The following is an 18,109-nucleotide window of genomic DNA, read 5'->3' as shown; positions in this document are numbered from 1 at the left end:
GACGTGCGACGCTGGCTGCAGGAATCCCCGCCCTTTAGGGCGGGGAGGGCGTCAATGCGCTAGTATAGCAACTAACAAGGCTGGGCCATCTGGCCATACACCTGGCTGGCCAGGTGACGCATGGTGGCGCTGTGCGGGTCGCGCGGGCGCGGCAGGTCGATACGGATGTCGGCCCGGATACGCCCGCCATCGGCCGACATCACGAGAATGCGGTCGGCCATTGCCAGCGCTTCCTCGATGTTGTGCGACACCACCAGCATGGCGCGCGCGGCGATGCGCGCCTCGTCCCACAGCCCGAGGATGTCGCCGCGCAGGCGGGCGCTGGTGATCACGTCCAGCGCGGAAAACGCTTCGTCCAGCAGCAGCACCTCCGGATTGACGGCCAGGGCGCGGGCGATGCCGACGCGCTGGCGCATGCCGCCCGACAGTTCGCCGGGCATGGCGGCGTGGCAGCCGGCCAGGCCCATCATCTCAAGCATGGCAGCGCTGCGCCGGCTGCGTTCCGCCGGCGGCAGGCCTTGCGCCTCCAACCCCAGCTCAACGTTTTGCCGCACGTTCAGCCAGGGAAACAGCGCGAAAGACTGGAACACCATGGCGATGCCCGGCGCCGGGTCAGCGAGGGGTTTGCCGCGAAATGAGGCCACGCCACGGTCGGGCGCCACCAGTCCCGCCACAATACGCAGCAGGGTCGATTTGCCGCAGCCGGATTCCCCCAGCAGCGCGACGATCTCCCCCTCATGCAGGGTGAAGTCGACATTATCGAGGACCGTGCGGTGGAAGGACTTGCCGACGCCTTTGAGGTCGACCAGGATTTCTTTCTTCATCTTTTACTCCCGATACAAACGGCTCCAAACGAAGCGGTTGATTGCTAACACGAATACGCACATCACGCTGATGCCCAGCGCCAGGCGCGGCCCATCGCCGGCGTCCGTCATCTGCCGGATATAGCTGCCAAGGCCGTGCGCCACCAGCGTGGTTTTGCCCCAGCTCACATACTCGGCCACGATGCTGGCGTTCCAGCTGCCGCCGCATGCCGTCATGGCGCCGGTAACGTAGCTGGGGAAGATGGCCGGCAGGTAGACCCGCTTCCATTTCAGCCAGCCGCGCAGGCCAAGGTTGGCGGCCGCCAGCCGCAGCTCGCCGGGCAAGGTGGAGGCGCCGGCCACCACGTTGAACAGGATGTACCACTGCGTACCAAAGACCATCAGTGGGCTGAGCCAGATGTCCGGGTCCAGCCGGTAATGCAGCATGGCGTACACCGCCACGGGAAACAGCAGGTTGACCGGCACCGCCGCCAGCAGCTGCGCCACCGCCTGCAGCTTTTGCGCAAAGGCGGGACGCAAGCCGATCCAGACCGCGACCGGCACCCAAAGCAGCGAAGCGAGGAGGGTGAGCAGCATCACGCGCAGCGCCGTGACCAGGCCCAGTTCCATCACGCCCGCCACTTCATGCCAGCCTGCCTCGCCATGGATAAAGGCAATCAGCCGGAACGCGGCCCAGGCGCATCCTGCCAGCAGCAGCGTCTCTGCAGCGCGTGCGGGCAGCCGCCAGCGCCGTTTCCGTACGGCTGCACCAGGTGCCGGCAAGCGTGCCAGGATGGCTCCCAGCAGGCGCGGCAAGTGTCCAGCCGCCTGGCGCAAGACGCGGCTGCGGCGCAGGCAGTCGAGCAGCCAGGAACGGCGGCCCGCCTCCCCAGTCCAGGCCAGCAGCGGCGCGAAGAACAGCTGGTCGTACAGCACAATAGCCGCGAACATGGCGCCCAGCGCCCAGGCCAGTGCGCTGGCATTGCCCGCATCGATCGCGGTGGCGATGTACGAGCCGATGCCGGGCAGTTTGAAATCCTGCCCCGCCACGGAAATCGCTTCCGCAGCAACCAGGAAGAACCAGCCGCCGGACATGGACATCATCATGTTCCAGACCAGGTTTGGCATGGCGAAGGGCAGTTCCAGGCGCCAGAAACGCTGCCAGCCGGTCAGGCGGAAGACGGCGCTCGCTTCTTCCAGTTCGGCCGGCAAGGTGCGCATCGAGCGGTACAGGCTGAAGGCCATATTCCACGCCTGCGAAGTGAAGATCGCAAAGATCGCCGCGCATTCCAATCCCAGCTGGCGGCCAGGGAACAGGGCGATGAACGGCAGCACGGCCACCGCCTGGAAGCCGAGGATTGGCACCGATTGCAGCACGTCCAGCACCGGCAGGAGCACTTTGCGCGCCAGCTGGTAGCGCGCGGCCGCCATGGCAAACAGGATGGCGAAGACCAGCGATGCGGCCAGCGCCGCGAACATGCGCCACAGGGTGCGCAGCAGGTAGCCCGGCAACGCCGCCGGATCAAGGCTGATCGTGGCCGCATGGGCGCTGGCGATGGGCAGCGCCATCTGCGCCGCGCCATACGCAGCCGCCAGCAAGGCCGCCAATAGCAGTGGCAGCAGCGCCCAGTCCCAGCGGTTGGGACGCAAAGTAACAGTAGCAAACATCAGGCTCTCCGCAATGGATGCGGGCCCGCGATCTTGCGCGCTTGAAGCTCAGAGTGTGGGATGGGTGACCATCATCCGCAGCGGCGGATGACGTAGGGCGGGAGCCCGGGACGTGATCGTGCCGTTATGCGGTACCGGAATAAACCGGAAGACAACTATGACTCGAACAAGTGCCCATGACAGGGGGCTCCAAAAAGAAAATGAAAACGGGCGGAGTGTAGGCGCGTCCACCGTACCCCGTCAACTTAGGGAATTGCGTATTTTTCGCCGAAGATTGGCAAATTTGACAATGTGTGAGCTTTCTGCCCGCATGGTTTGGTTAGACTTGCGGTCATCAACTCATCTACCAGGAAGACCGCCAATGTATCGATGCCCAAAGTGCCGGCAGAACACGATATCGATGTTCGAAGGCCTGAACCATTACGCAAAAAAGGAGTCGAAATGCTCGAATTGCGGTGTGGCCGTGCGGCGCAAGATGCGGCTTTTCGACTTCCTGGTGCCGATCTATATGCTGTCCGCAATCGCCGCCCGGCGCTTCTTCCAGGTCGATACCGGCAGTGATATTGCGGTGTTCCTGGGCATTGCAGTTGTGCTGTTTGCCATCCAACTCAAGCTGGTCAGGTACGAGATTAAGTAGCTCCGGCCACTGCGTGCCTGGTGCCCCGGGCCGGAATCGAACCGGCACGGCCTTGCGGCCAACGGATTTTAAGTCCGGTGTGTCTACCAATTTCACCACCGGGGCACTACGGCGTAGCCCGCTATTATGACATGACTGTTCGTTAACATCCAGTCGTGGCTAATTTGGCAATGCTTGTAATCGCCGTGGAATGTTGTAGCATGCTGGTCGCAGAATTCCCGGAAAGTCAGCATGCAAATTCAGATTAACGATGTCCTGCGGGACTATATTGAACCCTTGACCGAGGCCGAACGCACCGCGCTGGAACGCAGCCTGCTGGCCGAAGGTTGCCGCGATGCCCTGGTGCTGTGGAACGATGTGTTGGTAGACGGTCATAACCGCTACTCGATCTGCCAGCAGCACGGCATTCCCTTCAAGGTCACCCAGAACACGAGCTTCAAGAATATCGAGGACGTGATGCTGTGGATGATCGACAACCACCTGGGCCGCCGCAGCGTGTCGGACTTCCAGCGTGGCGTGCTGGCCCTGCGCCAGCAGGAAATCCTGGCCAAGCGCCAGGAGGCCGAAATCGAGCGCGCCAAAGCGGAGGATGCCGCCATTGCGCCGCCCGAGCCGGAAAGCGAGGAGCCGGCGCCGCCGCCCAAGGCCAAAGCCAAGCGCGAGGATATCGCCCGCGCCGCGCGCCTGAGCGCCAATACCCTGGGCCAGATCGAGAAGATCACGCGCAGTGCCACGCCGGAACTGGTAGAGGCGGTGCGCGCCGGTACCATTTCGATCAACGCCGCCGCCACCGTGGCCTCGCTGCCGGAAGAAGACCAGAAAACGGCAGTCGCCGGCGGCCGCAAATTCCTGCAGCAGGCCGCGCGCGAAATCCGCGAGCAGCGCGCCGCCAACCGTCCGCCGAAGGTGCCGAAGGAAGACCCTGATATGGGCCACAGCGGCGGCCACGAAGCGTCCCAGTACCCGGCCCCATTGACCGAGACCGAGGTGCTGCGCCTGGAAATCTCGCAGCTGAAGGAAAAGAACGCCGCGCTGCGCGCTGAAAATGCCGAACTGCGCGCGCGCATCGCCCAATTGGTAGAGGAGCAGTAAACCATGCGTTATCCAGGTGCCGCACTGGCCGCGTTTTGTCTCGCTTCCGCCGCTATCGTGGCGCCCGTGGCCGTGGCCGCGCCGCAGGCGGCGAACCAGCCCAGTCCCGCTGAAGCCTCGCGCCTGCAGGCCATCGCCAAGCGGGTGACGATCATGCGCGACAAGTGGGGCATCCCGCATATTTACGCCAAGACCGACGCCGACGCGGTGTTCGGCATGCTGTATGCCCAGGCGGAAGATGATTTCAAGCGCATCGAGCTGAATTTCATCAATGCCATGGGCCGTCTGGCGGAAGTGGAGGGCGAGAAGGCGCTGTACCAGGACTTGCGCATGAAGCTGTTCATCACGCCGGAGCAGCTCAAGAGCCAGTACAAAGCCAGCCCGGAATGGCTCAAGCGCCTGATGGTGGCCTGGGCAGATGGCCTGAACTTCTACCTGCACACGCACCCGGAGGTGCAGCCACGCCTGCTGACCCGCTTTGAGCCGTGGATGGCGCTCAGTTTCAGCGAAGGCAGCATCGGCGGCGATATCGAATCGGTCAACCTGGAGCAGCTGAAAGCCTTCTACGGCAAGCGCCCGGCGCCCACGCTGGCGGCGCGCGGCAGTGACCTGGACCAGGAGCCGCGCGGCTCGAATGGTTTTGCCATTGCGCCGGGCCTGAGCAAGAATGGTCATGCGCTGCTGATGATCAATCCGCACACGTCGTTCTACTTCCGCCCGGAGATCCACGTGGTCAGCCAGGAAGGCCTGAACGCGTATGGCGCCGTCACCTGGGGCCAGTTCTTCGTCTACCAGGGCTTCAACGACCGAGTCGGCTGGATGCATACGTCCGGTGGCGGCGACGTGATCGACGAGTACCTGGAAACCGTGGTGGAGAAGGACGGCAAGTTCCACTACCAGTACGGCAAGGACCTGCGCGCCTTCCGCACTGAACATGTGCGCCTGCCGTACAAGGCGGCCGATGGCAGCATGGCTGAGAAAACCATCACCGCCTACTTCACACATCGCGGCCCGGTGGTGCGGGCGCAGGACGGCAAGTGGGTTTCGGTGGCGATGATGAACGAGCCGCTGAAGGCGCTGACGCAGTCCTTCATCCGCACCAAGGCGCGCAATTACCCGGCCTTCTACAAGTCGATGGAGCTGCGCACCAATTCCTCGAACAACACCGTGTATGCGGATGCGGACGGCAATATCGCCTACTTCCACGGCAATTTCATGCCGGTGCGCGATACGCGCTTCGACTTCACCAAGCCGGTCGACGGCGCCAACCCGGCCACCGACTGGAAGGGCCTGCACCCGGTGCGCGAGACCATCCAGCTGTTCAACCCGAAGAACGGCTGGATCCAGAACACCAATAACTGGCCATTCTCGGCGGCCGGCGCATACAGCCCGCGGCCGCAGGACTATCCGGCCTATATGTCGGTCAATCCGGAGAACGCGCGCGGCATCCACGCTGTGCGCGTGCTGCAAGGGAAGAAGGACTTCACCATCGAGAGCCTGATCGCGGCCGCCTACGACAGCCAGCTGACCGCCTTCGAGCCGCTGCTGCCGCTGCTGGTGCGCGCCTACGACGAGGCGCCGGCCAGCGACCTTTCCAAGGCTGCCGTGATCGAACAGGTGGCGCTGCTGCGCGAGTGGGACATGCGCTACTCGGTGAATTCGGTGCCGACCTCGCTGGCGATCTACTGGCTGCAGGAGATGGTCAAGCAGCACGGGCCGGCGGCAAAAGAGAAGGAGGTGCAGGTGCTCGACTACCTGGCCAGCAGCGTCACGCCGAAACAGCGCCTGGATGCGCTGGTGCGCGCCTCCAACAAGCTGGCCGCCGATTTCGGCAGCTGGAAGACGCCGTGGGGCGAAATCAACCGCTTCCAGCGCCTGACCGGCGATATCGTGCAGCCGTTCGACGACAGCAAGCCAAGCTTGCCGGTGCCTTACGCCTCCGGCAACTGGGGCGCGCTGGCGGCCTACGGCATGACGTCGCAGCAGCGCACCAAGCGCATTTATGGCGAGCGCGGCAATAGCTTCGTGGCGGCCGTGGAGTTCGGCCCGCGCATCCGCGCCAAGAGCATCCTGGCGGGCGGCCAGAGCGGCGACCCGGCCTCGCCGCACTTCAACGACCAGGCCGAGATGTACGCGCGCGGCGAGTTCAAGGATGTGCTGTTCTACAAGGAAGACATCGAAAAGAACCTGGAGCGCAAGTACCGTCCCGGCGAATAAGCCTGGCGTTTGAGATAACGCAAAGTCCTCCCCATCGCCGCAGGCGCACAATGCAGTGACAACCTGCCACATGGGGAGGCGCCATGTCTTCCAAACCATCCGACGAAAACGGCGGCGCTGCCTGCCGGCGCATCGAAGACTTCATCTTCGTGCGCGAGCTGAATGAAGTCTTCCTGCTGCTTGACCACATCTCCGGACGCTGGGACAAGAGCCTGTACAACTTCCACAACCACGACGACGGCGAGCCGCATATCGACGAGCTGTGCGCCATCGGCCTGACGCCGCCCGACAGCGACGAGCAGCGCGTGGCGCAGGCGGTGCGCCTGTTGTGCGCGAAGGACAAGCTGAATGCGGCGGCGCGCCCGGCCACCGGCCTGACCATCGCCTTCACCCTGCTGGTGGTGGGGGAGGAGAACCAGCGCGACTGGCGCAACTGGCTGCGCGCGGCGCTGCTGCGGCGCGGCGCACCGGATGGGGCGGCGGCCAGCGGCCCGCCGCACACCGACAAGCCGACCCGCCTGACCCTGGCGCGCTACGCCTTCCCCGGCCTGGTCAAGGCGGCCGAGCGCTTCAACCGGCGCGTGTTCCGCATCGTCGTGCTGCTCCTGCTTGGGCTGGTGCTGACCTGCGCCATGTCCTGGCACGTCACCGGCGGCAACGCCATGCTGCAGCACCTCGATACGCTGCAGGCGCAGCACGCCACGCTGTCCAAAGCCATTGAGGAGGCGGAAATCAAGGTGGCCGCCAGCGCCACCGCGCCGCCGGTGCGCTTTTGCAGCGAAGCCGATGCGCAGGGGCGGCCGCGCTACCGCAATACCGAAGAGGCCCAGCTCTGCACCCGCGCCCAGTTGCTGGCCGAGCAGTTCGCCGCCGTGCACATGAACCTGGGTAACTGGCTGATCCCGTGGCGCACCTTCTACGCCAAGGTGGCCGGCCTGTTCGGCCAGGTTGCCGACGAGCGCGCCGTGCCGTCGCACGCCACCCCGGCCGAGCGCGAACGCTTCATGCGGCGCGGTACGGAGGAGCAGGCGCGCGTGGTGACCCTGGTGGTCGGCACCGCCTTGCTGCCGCTGTGCTACGGGGTGCTGGGCGCCGGCGCCGCCGTGGTGCGCGGGCTGTGGGCCAAGATGCGCGAAAGCCTGCTCTCGCCGCGCGACTACACGCTGGCGCTGCTGCAGCTGGCGCTGGGGGCCACCATCGGCGCCTGCATCGCGCTGTTCGTCAACCCGTCCGGCGTGGCGCCCGGCAGCGAAGTCGGTTTGCTGGGCAGCTGGACGCTCAGTACCTCGGCCATGTCGTTTATCGCCGGCTTTGGCGTAGAGGGCGTGTTCGTGGCGCTGGAAAGCCTGGTGCGGCGCGTCTTCAACATCAGCGACCCTGCGCGCCGGCCGGGCGACTAGCGCGCCTCCACCACCTGGATCAGGTGGAAGCCGTCTTCCGCCAGCAAGGGCGGGCTGATCTCGTTCAGCGCCAGGCAGAACGCCGCGCGCTCCACCACTGGGGCCGCCTCGCCGCGCCGGAACATGCCGGCCGGCGCGCTTTGCGGCGTGACGAAGGGATTGCTGGCAGGGTCCGCCAGCAGCTCGTAGGCGCCGCTGCTTTCCCATTGCTGGCGCATGGCGATGGCGCGGGTGTGCGCCGCGCGCATGGCGCCCAGCGTCGCCGAGGCCGGGCCAGGGCCGCCGTCGCCGGGATTGAGCACCAGCTGCCGCACGCGCGCCTCGCGCCGCACGGCCGCCTGCGGGTCGCATTCCATGGCGGGCTGGCGGAACTGCGCGCTGTAGGCCATGAGCGGCGCCGCGCGCGGCGACCAGTCCTCGCGCTGCGAAGGCTGGCGCAGCCAGGCGACCAGGCCGAGCACGATGGCGCCCAGCACCAGGCCGATGGCCAGCCTCTTCTCGATGGTCTGCAGGCGGTTCTCGCTCCGCTCGCGCGCGAAATCCACCATGGCGTATTGGGCCGCGGCCAGGTTGGCGCGCTGCATGGCCTGGCGTGCTTCCGGAGCGTTGGCCGCTTCCACGGCGGCGCTGGCGGCGGCCACGGCATCGGCCGTGTCGGTGCGCCGTACCGGGGCGTGGCAGTGCGGGCAATGGATGTCGCGCGTCAGGTCGACGGCGCCGCCGCAGGCGTGGCATTTGTGCTGCTGCACGGCGGCGACAGGCGTCAGCGGCTCGGCCCACGCGGGCGCCTCGGCTTGCGGGGCAATGGCGCTGGCCAGGCGGGTAGGATCGATGATGCCGATGGCGGAGCGGCAGGCGGGGCATTCATCGTGCGGCCGGGCGGGCAGGGGACAGCCGCAGCTGGCGCAGAAGATTTCCTTGCCCTCGGCCAGCATGGTGCGGATGTCGGACCAGGCCAGCGGGCGCACAAAGCCCTTCTCGGCCAGGTACAGGATGTAGGTCTGGTAGTAGCCGTGCCGGTTCGGGCACTGCAGGTGGACTGTGCGGCCGAAACGCGTCATGTCGGTGACCGGCTTCAGCGCGGCCTTGCACACCGGGCAGGCCTGCACCCGCGCCAGCGAGACCGCATGGGCGTGCTCGCCGCCGGCCTGCATGGCGCCATGGATCTCGCGCACCAGTTCGGCGATGCCCGGCCCGGCCAGGCGCACCGATTCGGTGTCGTCGAACCACACCAGGCAGCAATGGGCGCAGGTGTCTATCTCCACCCGTCGCTGGTAGTGGCCCGACAGGTCGAGCGCCCGCATGGGGCGCTCGCAGTTGCTGCAACGGCGGTCAGATGGCGTCAAGGGCATTGCGCAGGTCCTGGCGCAAGTCTTCGATATCTTCGATACCGACGGACAGGCGGATCAGGCCATCGCCAATGCCCAGGGCGGCGCGCTGCGCGGCCGGAATGGAGGCGTGGGTCATCAGGGCAGGATGCTCGATCAGCGATTCCACGCCGCCCAGGCTTTCCGCCAGCGCGAACACTTCGCAGCGCTCCAGGAAGCGGCGCGCGCCGGCCAGGTCGGTGTCCAGGTCGATCGAGATGATGCCGCCGAAGCCGTCCATCTGCGCCTTGGCCAGCGCGTGCTGCGGGTGCGATTCCAGGCCCGGGTAGAACACCTTTTTCACCTTCGGCTCGCGTTCCAGCCAGCGCGCCAGCTCCAGCGCGCTCTTGCAGTGGCGCTCCATGCGGATCGCCAGCGTTTTCACGCCGCGCAGGGCGAGGAAGCTGTCGAACGGGCCGGCAATCGCGCCCACGGAATTCTGCAGGAAGGCCAGCTGCTCGCGCCAGCCAGCCTGGCGTTCCTCGCCGCCCACCACGGCGATGCCGCCGATGATGTCGGAGTGGCCGTTCAGGTACTTGGTGGCCGAGTGCACCACGATGTCGAAGCCCAGCTCCAGCGGGCGCTGCACGATCGGGCTGGCGAAGGTGTTGTCCGCCACCAGGATGATGCCGCGCTCGCGGCAGATGCGCGCGATCGCCGCCAGGTCGGCCAGCTTGAGCATCGGGTTGGTCGGCGTCTCGACCCACACCATGCGCGTTTCCGGGCGCAGGGCACCGAGCAGGTTGTCCGGGTTGGTCAGGTCGACGTAGGTGAATTCGTGGCCGGCGCTGCGGCGCCGCACGCGCTCGAACAGGCGGAAGGTGCCGCCGTACATATCGTCGCCGGCCACGATGTGCGAGCCGGCGTCCAGCAGTTCCAGCACGGTGGAAATGGCGGCCAGGCCGGAGGCGAAGGCGAACGCTTGCGCACCGCCCTCCAGGTCGGCCACGCAGCGCTCCAGCGCCCAGCGCGTCGGGTTATGCGAGCGGCCGTAGTCCAGGCCCTTGTGCACGCCCGGGCTTTGCTGCACGAAGGTGGAAGTGGCGTAAATCGGCGGCATGATGGCGCCGGTGGTCGGGTCGGGATGCTGGCCGGCGTGGATCACGCGCGTCGCCAGGGCGGATTTGAAGCCGCCTTTGTTCTTTTGTTCGCTCAAGATAATGTCCTGCGCAGGTGGTTGAGTAAGTCGTAGCGGGTAATCAGGCCGTAGAACTTGCCGCCTTCGGCGATGATGGCGGTCAGGCCACGGTCGAGGGTATCACGAAGGGCCGGCATGCCGGCGGACGGCGACAGGGTTTCGATGCGGGTGGTCATGGTGCTGCCCACCTCGCCCTTGAACTGGGCGGCATCGCTTTCGACGCGGAACAGGATGTCCGATTCGTCGATGATGCCCACCAGCTTGCCGTCCGCGATCACCGGCAGCTGGGCCAGGTCGGCCGCGCGCATGCGGTTGAACGCCACCAGCAGCGTGTCGGCAGGGGAGACGCTGATCACGTCGCCGTTCTCGTACAGGCGGCCGATCAGGTCGCGCAGGTCGCCCAGCTTCTGGCGTTTGAGCAGGCCCTGGTCGAACATCCAGCTGTCGTTGTAGACCTTGGACAGGTAGCGGGTGCCGGTGTCGCAGACAAAGGTCACCACGCGTTTCGGCGTGGTCTGCTCGCGGCAGTACTTCAGCGCCGCCGCCAGCAGGGTGCCGGTCGAGGAGCCGGCCAGGATACCTTCGGCGCGCAGCAGGGCGCGCGAACTGTCGAAGCTTTCCTGGTCGGTGATGGTGTAGGCCTTGGCAATCGCGTCCATATTGGCAATGGCCGGGATGAAGTCCTCGCCGATGCCTTCCACCGCCCAGGAACCGCTGGTTTCGGACACCACGCCAGTGTCCACGTATTCCTTCAGGATCGAGCCTTTCGGGTCGGCCAGGATGAATTCGACGTGCGGCGCCACCTTCTGGAAGTAGCGCGACAGGCCGGTGAGGGTGCCGGACGAACCCACGCCCACCACAATCGCGTCCACCTCGCGCGCCATCTGCTCCCAGATTTCGGGGCCGGTGGTGGTTTCATGCGCCAGCGGGTTGGCCTGGTTGTTGAACTGGTCGGCGAAGAAGGCGCCCGGGATTTCGCTGGCCAGGCGCGCCGCGTAGTCCTGGTAATACTCCGGGTGGCCTTTGCCGACGTCGGAGCGCGTCATGCGCACGTCGGCGCCCAGCGCCTTCAGGTGCAGGATTTTCTCGTTGGCCATCTTGTCCGGCACCACCAGCAGCACTTTATAGCCTTTGATGGCGCCGACCAGGGCCAGCCCCAGGCCGGTATTGCCGGCGGTGGCCTCGACGATGGTGCCGCCCGGCTTGAGGCGGCCGTCGCGTTCGGCCGCTTCAATGATGGACAGGCCGATGCGGTCTTTGATCGAGCCGCCGGGGTTTTGCGATTCCAGCTTGAGGAACAGCCGGCACGGGCCGGTGTCCAGGCGGGTGACTTCGGCCAGCGGTGTATTGCCGATCAGGCTAAACAACGCTGCAGGACGGTCGTTCTGCATGCTCTCTCCTTGCGAAAAGCGCGCATTGTGGGGCGCACTGTTTGAACGAAGAAGGAATTTCTTTGCACTAGCTTATGCGGATTGCGCATGCTGGCAGGAGCAGTATAATCCCGCAGCGACTTTTCATTGATATTTCACTGTGGCAAAACTCTACTTCCGTTATTCTGCGATGAACGCAGGCAAATCGACCTCCATGCTGCAGGTCGCCCACAATTATGAAGAACAGGGCCTGATCGTGCGCCTGTTCACGGCCGCCATCGACGACCGTTACGGCGTGGGCAAGGTGACCTCGCGCCTGGGGCCGCAGCGCGAGGTGGAGCTGTTCGATGCCCGCACCAACTTCCTGGAAGACATGCAGAAGGTGGCCTGCGTGCTGGTGGACGAAGCCCAGTTCCTGTCCTCGGAGCAGGTGAAGCAGCTGCACCAGCTGGCCCAGGTCAAGGGCGTGCCGGTGATTTGCTACGGCCTGCGCAGCGACTTCCGCGGCGAGCCGTTCCCCGGCTCGGCCTACCTGCTGGCCCTGGCCGACGATATCGAAGAGATCAAGAATATCTGCACCTGTGGCAAGAAGGCCACGATGAATATCCGCGTGGATGAAAAGGGCGAACGTATCCGCGAGGGTGAGCAGATCAGCATCGGCGGCAACGAAGCCTATCGCCAGGCCTGCGGCCGCTGCTTCTACACGGGCTGATTGGATAAGGCCTTTTACCTGGCGCCGTCGCTGGCACTGGCGGCGGCCATCTGGGTGCTGTCGCAGCGCTACAGCATCTTCCTCATCCTTCGCCTGCCCGGCACGCTGTGCCACGAGCTGGCGCATTTCCTGGTCGGGCTGGTGACGCTGGCGCGGCCGGCGTCGCTCTCCATCGTCCCGCGCCGCGCGGCCAGGGGCTGGACGCTGGGCGAAGTGAAACTGGCCAATGCGCGCTGGTACAACGCGGCGCCAACGGCGCTGGCGCCGCTGGCCCTGGTGCTGCTGCCGTGTTGGGTGGCCGTGCTGCGCACGCCGCCCGGATGGCATTTCACGCCCCTCGACGCCGGCCTGGCTTTCCTGCTGGCGCCACAGTTCCTGGCCTGCTGGCCCTCGGCGGCGGACTGGAAGCTGGCCGTGCGCTCCTGGCCTTTGCTGCTTATTGCAGGCGCAGCGTTGTACGCGTGGATGCGCTACCCGGAACTGCAGGCGCTGCACTGGCCGGCAGTTTGAAGGTGCGCACGGCGCGCACCAGCGCCTCGGCCTGATCCTGCATGGCGGCCGATGCCGCCGCTGCTTCCTCGACCAGCGCGGCGTTCTGCTGCGTCACCTGAGCCATCCGCCGGATGGCCTGGTTCACTTGGTCGATGCCGGCCGGCTGCTCGTCGCCGGCGGTGCTGACATCGCCACCTGGGCGCCGCGCGCGCGGCGATGCCCGATGCTTTGCGCACCGGGGCGTTGTGCGCGTCCTGGCGCCTTAGCCTTATTTTAAAAGGGCCGACGTGATACCACGTTTCCCGGTGGGAATAACGAGCCACTACAATAAGTTTGTCAATAAATTCAATGAGTTAGTGTCGATCTTGCAGCTTTAAGCAGGCTTCAGGCAGGCTTAAGTCAGGGGTAGCACACTCGCTGCTACCCCCCTCTCCAGAAGGAAGTCCTTCCTGTAGAATGGGATCAGCACTATTCTTTAAGAATCACTACGTTCGGAGCAAGCCGATGAAGAAGCACACCCTGTTGGCCACCATTTCCCTGGCACTGATCACCGCTTACGCCGGTGCCGCCCAGGCGGACAAGGCAGCAGACGTCCCCGTCAAGCCTGCTGCGCAGCAAACCCAGGCCGCCCTGTGGGCCAGCCACATGCTGTCGCGCTACCATTACAAGGCGATGCCACTGGACGATGCGATGTCGGAGAAGATCTTCGACCGCTATTTCAAATCGCTCGATGGCGAGAAACTGTTCTTCACCCAGGCCGATGTGGACTTCTTCGAAAAAGAGAAGACCCGCATGGATGATGCGATCAGCAACGAGAACCTGCAGGCGCCGTTCGCCATCTACAACCTGTACCAGCAGCGCTTCAATGAGCGCTTCGCCTATGCGCGCGAACTGTTGAAGGGCAAGTTCGACTTCTCCGTGGACGAGAGCTTCACCATCGACCGCGAAAAGGCCGACTGGCCGAAGAACGACGCCGAAGTGAAAGACCTGTGGCGCAAGCGTGTGAAGAACGACTGGCTGCGCCTGAAGCTGGCCGGCAAGGAAGACAAGGCGATCCGCGAAACGCTGGACAAGCGCTATGAGAACTACGTGGCCCGCGCGCGCAAGCTGAACAGCGAAGACGTGTTCCAGATCTTCATGAACGCTTACGCCATGTCGATCGAGCCGCACACCAACTACCTGGGCCCGCGCGCTGCCGAGAACTTCGACATCGCCATGCGCCTGTCGCTGGAAGGCATCGGCGCCGTGCTGCAGAACCGCGACGAGTACACCGTGATCCGCGAAATCGTGCCGGGCAGCCCGGCCGGCCTGTCCAACAAGCTGAAAGTGGGCGACCGCATTATCGGCGTGGCGCAAGCCGATTCCGACAAGTTCACCGACGTGCTGGGCTGGCGTATCGACGACGTGGTGCAGCAGATCCGCGGCCCGAAAGACTCCACCGTGAAGCTGCAGGTGCTGTCGGGCGAAGCCGGGCCGGACGCCAAGCCTTTCGTGGTGTCGCTGGTGCGCAAGAAAATCAGCATGGAAGAACAGTCGGCCAAGAAAACCATCATGGAAGTGAAGGATGGCGCCGTCAAACGCCGTATCGGCGTGATTTCGCTGCCGACCTTCTACCAGGACTGGGATGCGCGCCGCAAGGGCGACAAGGACTACAAGAGCGCCACGCGCGACGTGGCCCGCCTGCTGCAGGAGCTGAAGAAGGACAAGGTGGACAACGTCCTGATCGACCTGCGCAACAACGGCGGCGGTTCGCTGACCGAGGCGGTGGAGCTGACCGGCCTGTTCATCGACCGTGGCCCGGTGGTGCAGCAGCGCAGCGCTTCCGGCCATGTGGAAGTGGAGTCGGACGGCGTGCCTGGCCTGGTCTGGGACGGTCCGGTGGGCGTGCTGATCAACCGCAGCTCGGCCTCGGCGTCGGAGATCTTCGCAGCGGCGCTGCAGGACTACGGTCGCGGCCTGGTGATCGGCGAGGCCAGCTTCGGCAAGGGTACGGTGCAAACCCTGGTCAATCCGGAGCGTTCGGGCCTGAGTTCCAAGCTGCGTTACGGCGAGCTGAAGATGACCATTGCCCAGTTCTTCCGCATCAATGGCGGTACCACCCAGCTGCGCGGCGTGACGCCGGACATCAAGCTGGCCTCCACCAGCGATGCCGAGAGCTTCGGCGAGTCGAGCTACGATAACGCCTTGCCATACACCCAGATCAAGCCGGCCATCTACATCCCGGCGGGCGACCTGAAGGAAATCGTGAGCGTGCTGGATAAGAAGCACGAGGCGCGCGTGGCCAAGGACAAGGACTACCAGTACCTGCTGGACGATATCGCCTATGTGAAGAAGCAGCGCAAGGACAACCTGGTATCGCTCAACGAAACCGTGCGCCGCAAGGAGCGCGACCAGCAGGAGGCGCGTGCCCGCATCCGCGAGGCGCGCCTGGCGGCCGGTCCATCGCCGGATGATCCTATCCTGGTGCCGGATCCGAAAGAAGCGCTGAACAAGGCGATTTCGGCCAAACCGGCCAATCCGCGTGCGGCGCAGCGCCAGGCCAACCAGGTACGCGGCGCGATCCGCACCGACGACGGCTTGCAGGCCGACGAGCGTTCGCTGGCGGCGGAACTGGATGCCGAAAAGGCGGCCAAGAATGCCAAGGACGTGCTGCTGAATGAGGCGGTGCACATCCTGGCCGACGAGGTGGGTATCCTGCGCACCGATACGCGCCTGGCTAGCCGCGTGCTGCCGTATGTAGCGGACAAGTGATATTGCTGGCGCTTATATCTAGTATTCCTACAATAAAGTAGACGGATATACCGCGCTGCAGCATACTACGCCTGTCTCCTCTATTCTCCTCCAAGGAAATAGATTCAACCCGCTCCCCCGAGCGGGTTTTTTTTTGCCCGGGGTCCGGCCCGCCTCCCGCCATCCGGCGACGGACTACGCTTTCGCGCGCCAGGCGGTAGAATCCTGTCCGTGCATACCTCTCTCAAACTGACTTCCATTGCGGCTGCGGCCCTGGCGATTGCCGGTGCCGGCGGTTATTACTACTACTCGGCCAGCGTTCCCGGGGCGGCAACGCGGCTGCCGTCCATCGTCAAACGCGGCCCGGCGCCGACCGAACGGGCCTGGCCGGCTAGGCTGGAAACGCTGCTGGACAGCGAACTGCTCGACCCTTACGGGGTAGCGCTGGACGCCCAGGGCAATATCTACTTTTCCCAAGGCGGCGACGCCAACGTGATTTCCGTCCTGGCGCCCGATGGCAGCAGGCGCGTGCTGGCCGGCGGCGCGGAAGGCTTCCGTAATGGCGCGGGCGTGGCAGCCTCCTTCAACACCCCGTCCGGGATAGCGGTGGATGCCCAGGGCAACGTCTACGTGGCCGATACCGGCAACCACGCGATCCGCAAGATTGCCCCCGACGGTAGTGTGATTACACTGGCCGGCAGCGGCGTGGCCGGCTTTGCGGACGGGCAGGGCGCCGAAGCCCGTTTCAACGGCCCGGTTGGCGTGGCGGTCGACCGCGACGGCATGGTATACGTGGCCGACACCTATAACGACCGGATCCGCCGCATCGCACCCGATGGCACGGTGACCACGCTGGCCGGCACCGGCCGCCCGGGTTTCGTCGACGGCACCTGGGATGTGGCCCAGTTCGATACGCCGTGCGGCATTGCGGTGGGCAAGGACGGCGTCTACATCGCCGACTCGCGCAATGACGCAGTGCGCCGCATCGGCGCCGATGGGTCGGTGACGACCCTGGCAGTCGCGCCGGAACTGGAGAAGGAACCGCTGCTGCGGCGCCCGATGGCGCTGGCGGTCACGCACGACGGCTATGTCTACATCGCAGCCGGCGCGCGCGGCCGCGTACTGCAGCTGGCGCCCGATGGCGTGGTGGCCACGCTGCCCGACGCCGCCCATCCCGCCGACCCCGCCATCGGAACCGACGGCAGCATGCAGGTCTACGGACCGCGCGGCCTCGCCCTCGCCAAGGACGGCGGCCTGCTGGTGGCCGATGCGCCCGCCCAGCGCCTGCACCGCATCGTCCCGGCTGCCAGCGCGGCGCCGGCCAGCAGGCCGGCCGTCGCGCCGGCCCCCTTCAGCGCCGTCGCCGCGACCCTCGCCCCAACCGGTTCGGCACTGATGGAGCAACGCCGCCAGGGCCAGATGCCGTGGCCCGTGCTGCCGCAAAACCAGCCGCATGAAGTGGTGGGCCTGATGGGCGAGGTGAGGGGAAGCTACGACGGCGACAGCCGCCATCACTTCCACGCAGGGCTCGACGTGCAGGCCGACGTCGGCAGCTCGGTGCATGTGGTGGAAAAGGCCAAGGTCAGCGACCCGCTGCCCAACTGGGCTTTTGGCACGGTCTCGGAGGGCATCAACCTCGGCACGACGAGCTACATCCACATGAAAGTCGGCCGCGACCGCAAGAACCGGCCGCTGGACGAACGTTTCGAGCTGCTGCTGGACGACAAAGGCAAGCCCGAGCGCGTGCGGGTACGGCGCGGCACGCGCTTTTATGTGGGCAACCAGTTGGGCGTGGTGAACCAGATGGCCCATGTCCACCTCGACCTGTACGACCGTGGCCTTGTGGTCAACCCGCTGGCGCTGCCGTTCCCCGGCCTGCGCGACACGGTCAACCCGCAGATCCAGGGCATCGCCATTTACGACCCGCAGGACAAACGCCTGCCGGCCAAGAAAGGCCAACGCCTGCATATCCCGCGCGCGCTGGGCGAGGTGAGCGTGGTGGTGGACGCCTTCGACCAGATGGACGGCAACCTGGCGCGACGCCGGCTCGGGCTGTACCAGCTCGGCTACCAGCTCCTGCAGGCGGACGGCACGCCGGTGCCGGGTTACGAGAAAGTACGCATCACCCAGACCTACGACCAGCTGCCGAAGCAACGGGAAGCCGTGAAAGTGGTGTATTCCGCCGACAGCGGCATCACGGTCTACGGCAGCAAAGCCACCCGCTTCACGTACAGCCTGCACAGCCAGCTCGCGCATGGCGAGGTCAAGCCCGGCAGATGGAAAGTGAGCGACCTCGCCCCGGGCGACTACACCCTGCGCATCCACGCCGCCGACTTCGCCGGCAACACCGCCCCCACCGGCCGCGACCTCCCCCTCACCATCGACTAACCCCAAAAATGTCCACTTCGGGGTCAGGAAGAAAGGTGGACATTTCTCGAGGAAATGTCCACCGTTCTTCCGGGCCCCGAAGTGGACAGTTTGGT

Annotated in this window: 12 protein-coding genes, 1 tRNA gene and 1 pseudogene; 8 read left to right on the top strand and 6 right to left on the bottom strand. The window is 65.5% G+C overall.

Annotation, left to right across the window (positions count from 1 at the left end; genetic code table 11):
• Nucleotides 1–86 precede the first annotated feature (86 nt).
• Together ACE3TQ_RS25355 and ACE3TQ_RS25350 are read right to left on the bottom strand one after the other, a co-directional pair.
• A pseudogene (locus ACE3TQ_RS25355) lies at nucleotides 87–824 on the bottom strand (ABC transporter ATP-binding protein); the annotation flags it as partial.
• 3 nt (nucleotides 825–827) lie between these two features.
• Nucleotides 828–2,471: an ABC transporter permease gene (locus ACE3TQ_RS25350; RefSeq protein ID WP_374586266.1), complete on the bottom strand. Its 1,644-nt coding sequence runs from the start codon at nucleotides 2,469–2,471 to the stop codon at nucleotides 828–830.
• Nucleotides 2,472–2,871: 400 nt separating this feature from the next.
• Here ACE3TQ_RS25350 and ACE3TQ_RS25345 point away from each other — a divergent pair, with 400 nt between their 5' ends.
• Nucleotides 2,872–3,108 (top strand): hypothetical protein, encoded by a 237-nt coding sequence (locus ACE3TQ_RS25345; RefSeq protein WP_374586264.1) that lies wholly within the window; start codon nucleotides 2,872–2,874, stop codon nucleotides 3,106–3,108.
• Nucleotides 3,109–3,126: 18 nt separating this feature from the next.
• Here the strand turns inward: ACE3TQ_RS25345 and ACE3TQ_RS25340 are convergent.
• Nucleotides 3,127–3,213 (bottom strand) — tRNA-Leu (locus ACE3TQ_RS25340).
• Nucleotides 3,214–3,339: 126 nt separating this feature from the next.
• Between ACE3TQ_RS25340 and ACE3TQ_RS25335 the strand changes: the two genes are divergently transcribed.
• The 3 genes from ACE3TQ_RS25335 to ACE3TQ_RS25325 all read left to right on the top strand — a co-directional run bounded on the left by ACE3TQ_RS25335 (nucleotide 3,340) and on the right by ACE3TQ_RS25325 (nucleotide 7,817).
• The gene (locus ACE3TQ_RS25335) at nucleotides 3,340–4,200 is read left to right on the top strand and encodes a hypothetical protein (RefSeq protein ID WP_374586263.1); all 861 of its coding nucleotides are present in this window, start codon (nucleotides 3,340–3,342) and stop codon (nucleotides 4,198–4,200) included.
• Between the two features lie 3 nt (nucleotides 4,201–4,203).
• A complete protein-coding gene (locus ACE3TQ_RS25330) occupies nucleotides 4,204–6,417 on the top strand; it encodes a penicillin acylase family protein (RefSeq protein WP_374586261.1) in 2,214 nt (737 codons plus the stop codon).
• A gap of 83 nt (nucleotides 6,418–6,500) precedes the next feature.
• Nucleotides 6,501–7,817, top strand: a complete 1,317-nt coding sequence (locus ACE3TQ_RS25325; RefSeq protein ID WP_374586259.1) for a hypothetical protein — start codon at nucleotides 6,501–6,503, stop codon at nucleotides 7,815–7,817.
• Here the strand turns inward: ACE3TQ_RS25325 and ACE3TQ_RS25320 are convergent.
• From ACE3TQ_RS25320 to ACE3TQ_RS25310, 3 genes are read right to left on the bottom strand one after another with little or no spacing between them, the layout of a single operon-like run.
• A complete protein-coding gene (locus tag ACE3TQ_RS25320; protein WP_374586256.1) occupies nucleotides 7,814–9,121 on the bottom strand; it encodes a peptidylprolyl isomerase in 1,308 nt (435 codons plus the stop codon). The genes ACE3TQ_RS25325 and ACE3TQ_RS25320 overlap by 4 nt on opposite strands.
• A gap of 28 nt (nucleotides 9,122–9,149) precedes the next feature.
• Nucleotides 9,150–10,340, bottom strand: coding sequence for a PLP-dependent aspartate aminotransferase family protein (locus tag ACE3TQ_RS25315; protein ID WP_374586254.1), 1,191 nt, complete (start codon nucleotides 10,338–10,340; stop codon nucleotides 9,150–9,152).
• Nucleotides 10,337–11,713 carry a pyridoxal-phosphate dependent enzyme gene (locus tag ACE3TQ_RS25310; RefSeq protein ID WP_374586252.1) on the bottom strand — a complete coding sequence of 459 codons (1,377 nt, stop codon included), beginning with the start codon at nucleotides 11,711–11,713 and terminating at the stop codon, nucleotides 10,337–10,339. Before ACE3TQ_RS25310 ends, ACE3TQ_RS25315 begins: the two co-directional genes overlap by 4 nt.
• A 139-nt stretch (nucleotides 11,714–11,852) precedes the next feature.
• On the opposite strand from ACE3TQ_RS25310, the gene ACE3TQ_RS25305 reads away from it, so the two are divergent.
• From ACE3TQ_RS25305 to ACE3TQ_RS25290, 4 genes are all read left to right on the top strand, one after another.
• Nucleotides 11,853–12,404 (top strand): thymidine kinase, encoded by a 552-nt coding sequence (locus ACE3TQ_RS25305; RefSeq protein WP_374586250.1) that lies wholly within the window; start codon nucleotides 11,853–11,855, stop codon nucleotides 12,402–12,404.
• Nucleotides 12,405–12,914 carry a hypothetical protein gene (locus ACE3TQ_RS25300; RefSeq protein ID WP_374586248.1) on the top strand — a complete coding sequence of 170 codons (510 nt, stop codon included), beginning with the start codon at nucleotides 12,405–12,407 and terminating at the stop codon, nucleotides 12,912–12,914. It begins immediately after the preceding gene.
• A gap of 486 nt (nucleotides 12,915–13,400) precedes the next feature.
• Nucleotides 13,401–15,647: a carboxy terminal-processing peptidase gene (locus ACE3TQ_RS25295; RefSeq protein WP_374586246.1), complete on the top strand. Its 2,247-nt coding sequence runs from the start codon at nucleotides 13,401–13,403 to the stop codon at nucleotides 15,645–15,647.
• A 210-nt stretch (nucleotides 15,648–15,857) separates the two neighbouring features.
• Nucleotides 15,858–18,014 (top strand): NHL repeat-containing protein, encoded by a 2,157-nt coding sequence (locus ACE3TQ_RS25290; RefSeq protein ID WP_374586244.1) that lies wholly within the window; start codon nucleotides 15,858–15,860, stop codon nucleotides 18,012–18,014.
• The last annotated feature ends 95 nt before the right edge of the window (nucleotides 18,015–18,109 follow it).

The organism is Pseudoduganella sp. (assembly GCF_041914865.1).
In the GTDB taxonomy this organism is placed as follows: domain Bacteria; phylum Pseudomonadota; class Gammaproteobacteria; order Burkholderiales; family Burkholderiaceae_D; genus Rugamonas.
This window is presented reverse-complemented; position numbering and strand designations above follow the sequence as displayed.

What these genes read in the sequence shown, in the direction of transcription:
- ACE3TQ_RS25350 (WP_374586266.1), bottom strand. Translation starts at nt 2,471, where the DNA reads ATGTTTGCTACTGTTACTTTGCGTCCCAACCGCTGGGACTGGGCGCTG.
- ACE3TQ_RS25345 (WP_374586264.1), top strand. Translation starts at nt 2,872, where the DNA reads ATGTTCGAAGGCCTGAACCATTACGCAAAAAAGGAGTCGAAATGCTCG.
- ACE3TQ_RS25335 (WP_374586263.1), top strand. Translation starts at nt 3,340, where the DNA reads ATGCAAATTCAGATTAACGATGTCCTGCGGGACTATATTGAACCCTTG.
- ACE3TQ_RS25330 (WP_374586261.1), top strand. Translation starts at nt 4,204, where the DNA reads ATGCGTTATCCAGGTGCCGCACTGGCCGCGTTTTGTCTCGCTTCCGCC.
- ACE3TQ_RS25325 (WP_374586259.1), top strand. Translation starts at nt 6,501, where the DNA reads ATGTCTTCCAAACCATCCGACGAAAACGGCGGCGCTGCCTGCCGGCGC.
- ACE3TQ_RS25320 (WP_374586256.1), bottom strand. Translation starts at nt 9,121, where the DNA reads ATGCGGGCGCTCGACCTGTCGGGCCACTACCAGCGACGGGTGGAGATA.
- ACE3TQ_RS25310 (WP_374586252.1), bottom strand. Translation starts at nt 11,713, where the DNA reads ATGCAGAACGACCGTCCTGCAGCGTTGTTTAGCCTGATCGGCAATACA.
- ACE3TQ_RS25295 (WP_374586246.1), top strand. Translation starts at nt 13,401, where the DNA reads ATGAAGAAGCACACCCTGTTGGCCACCATTTCCCTGGCACTGATCACC.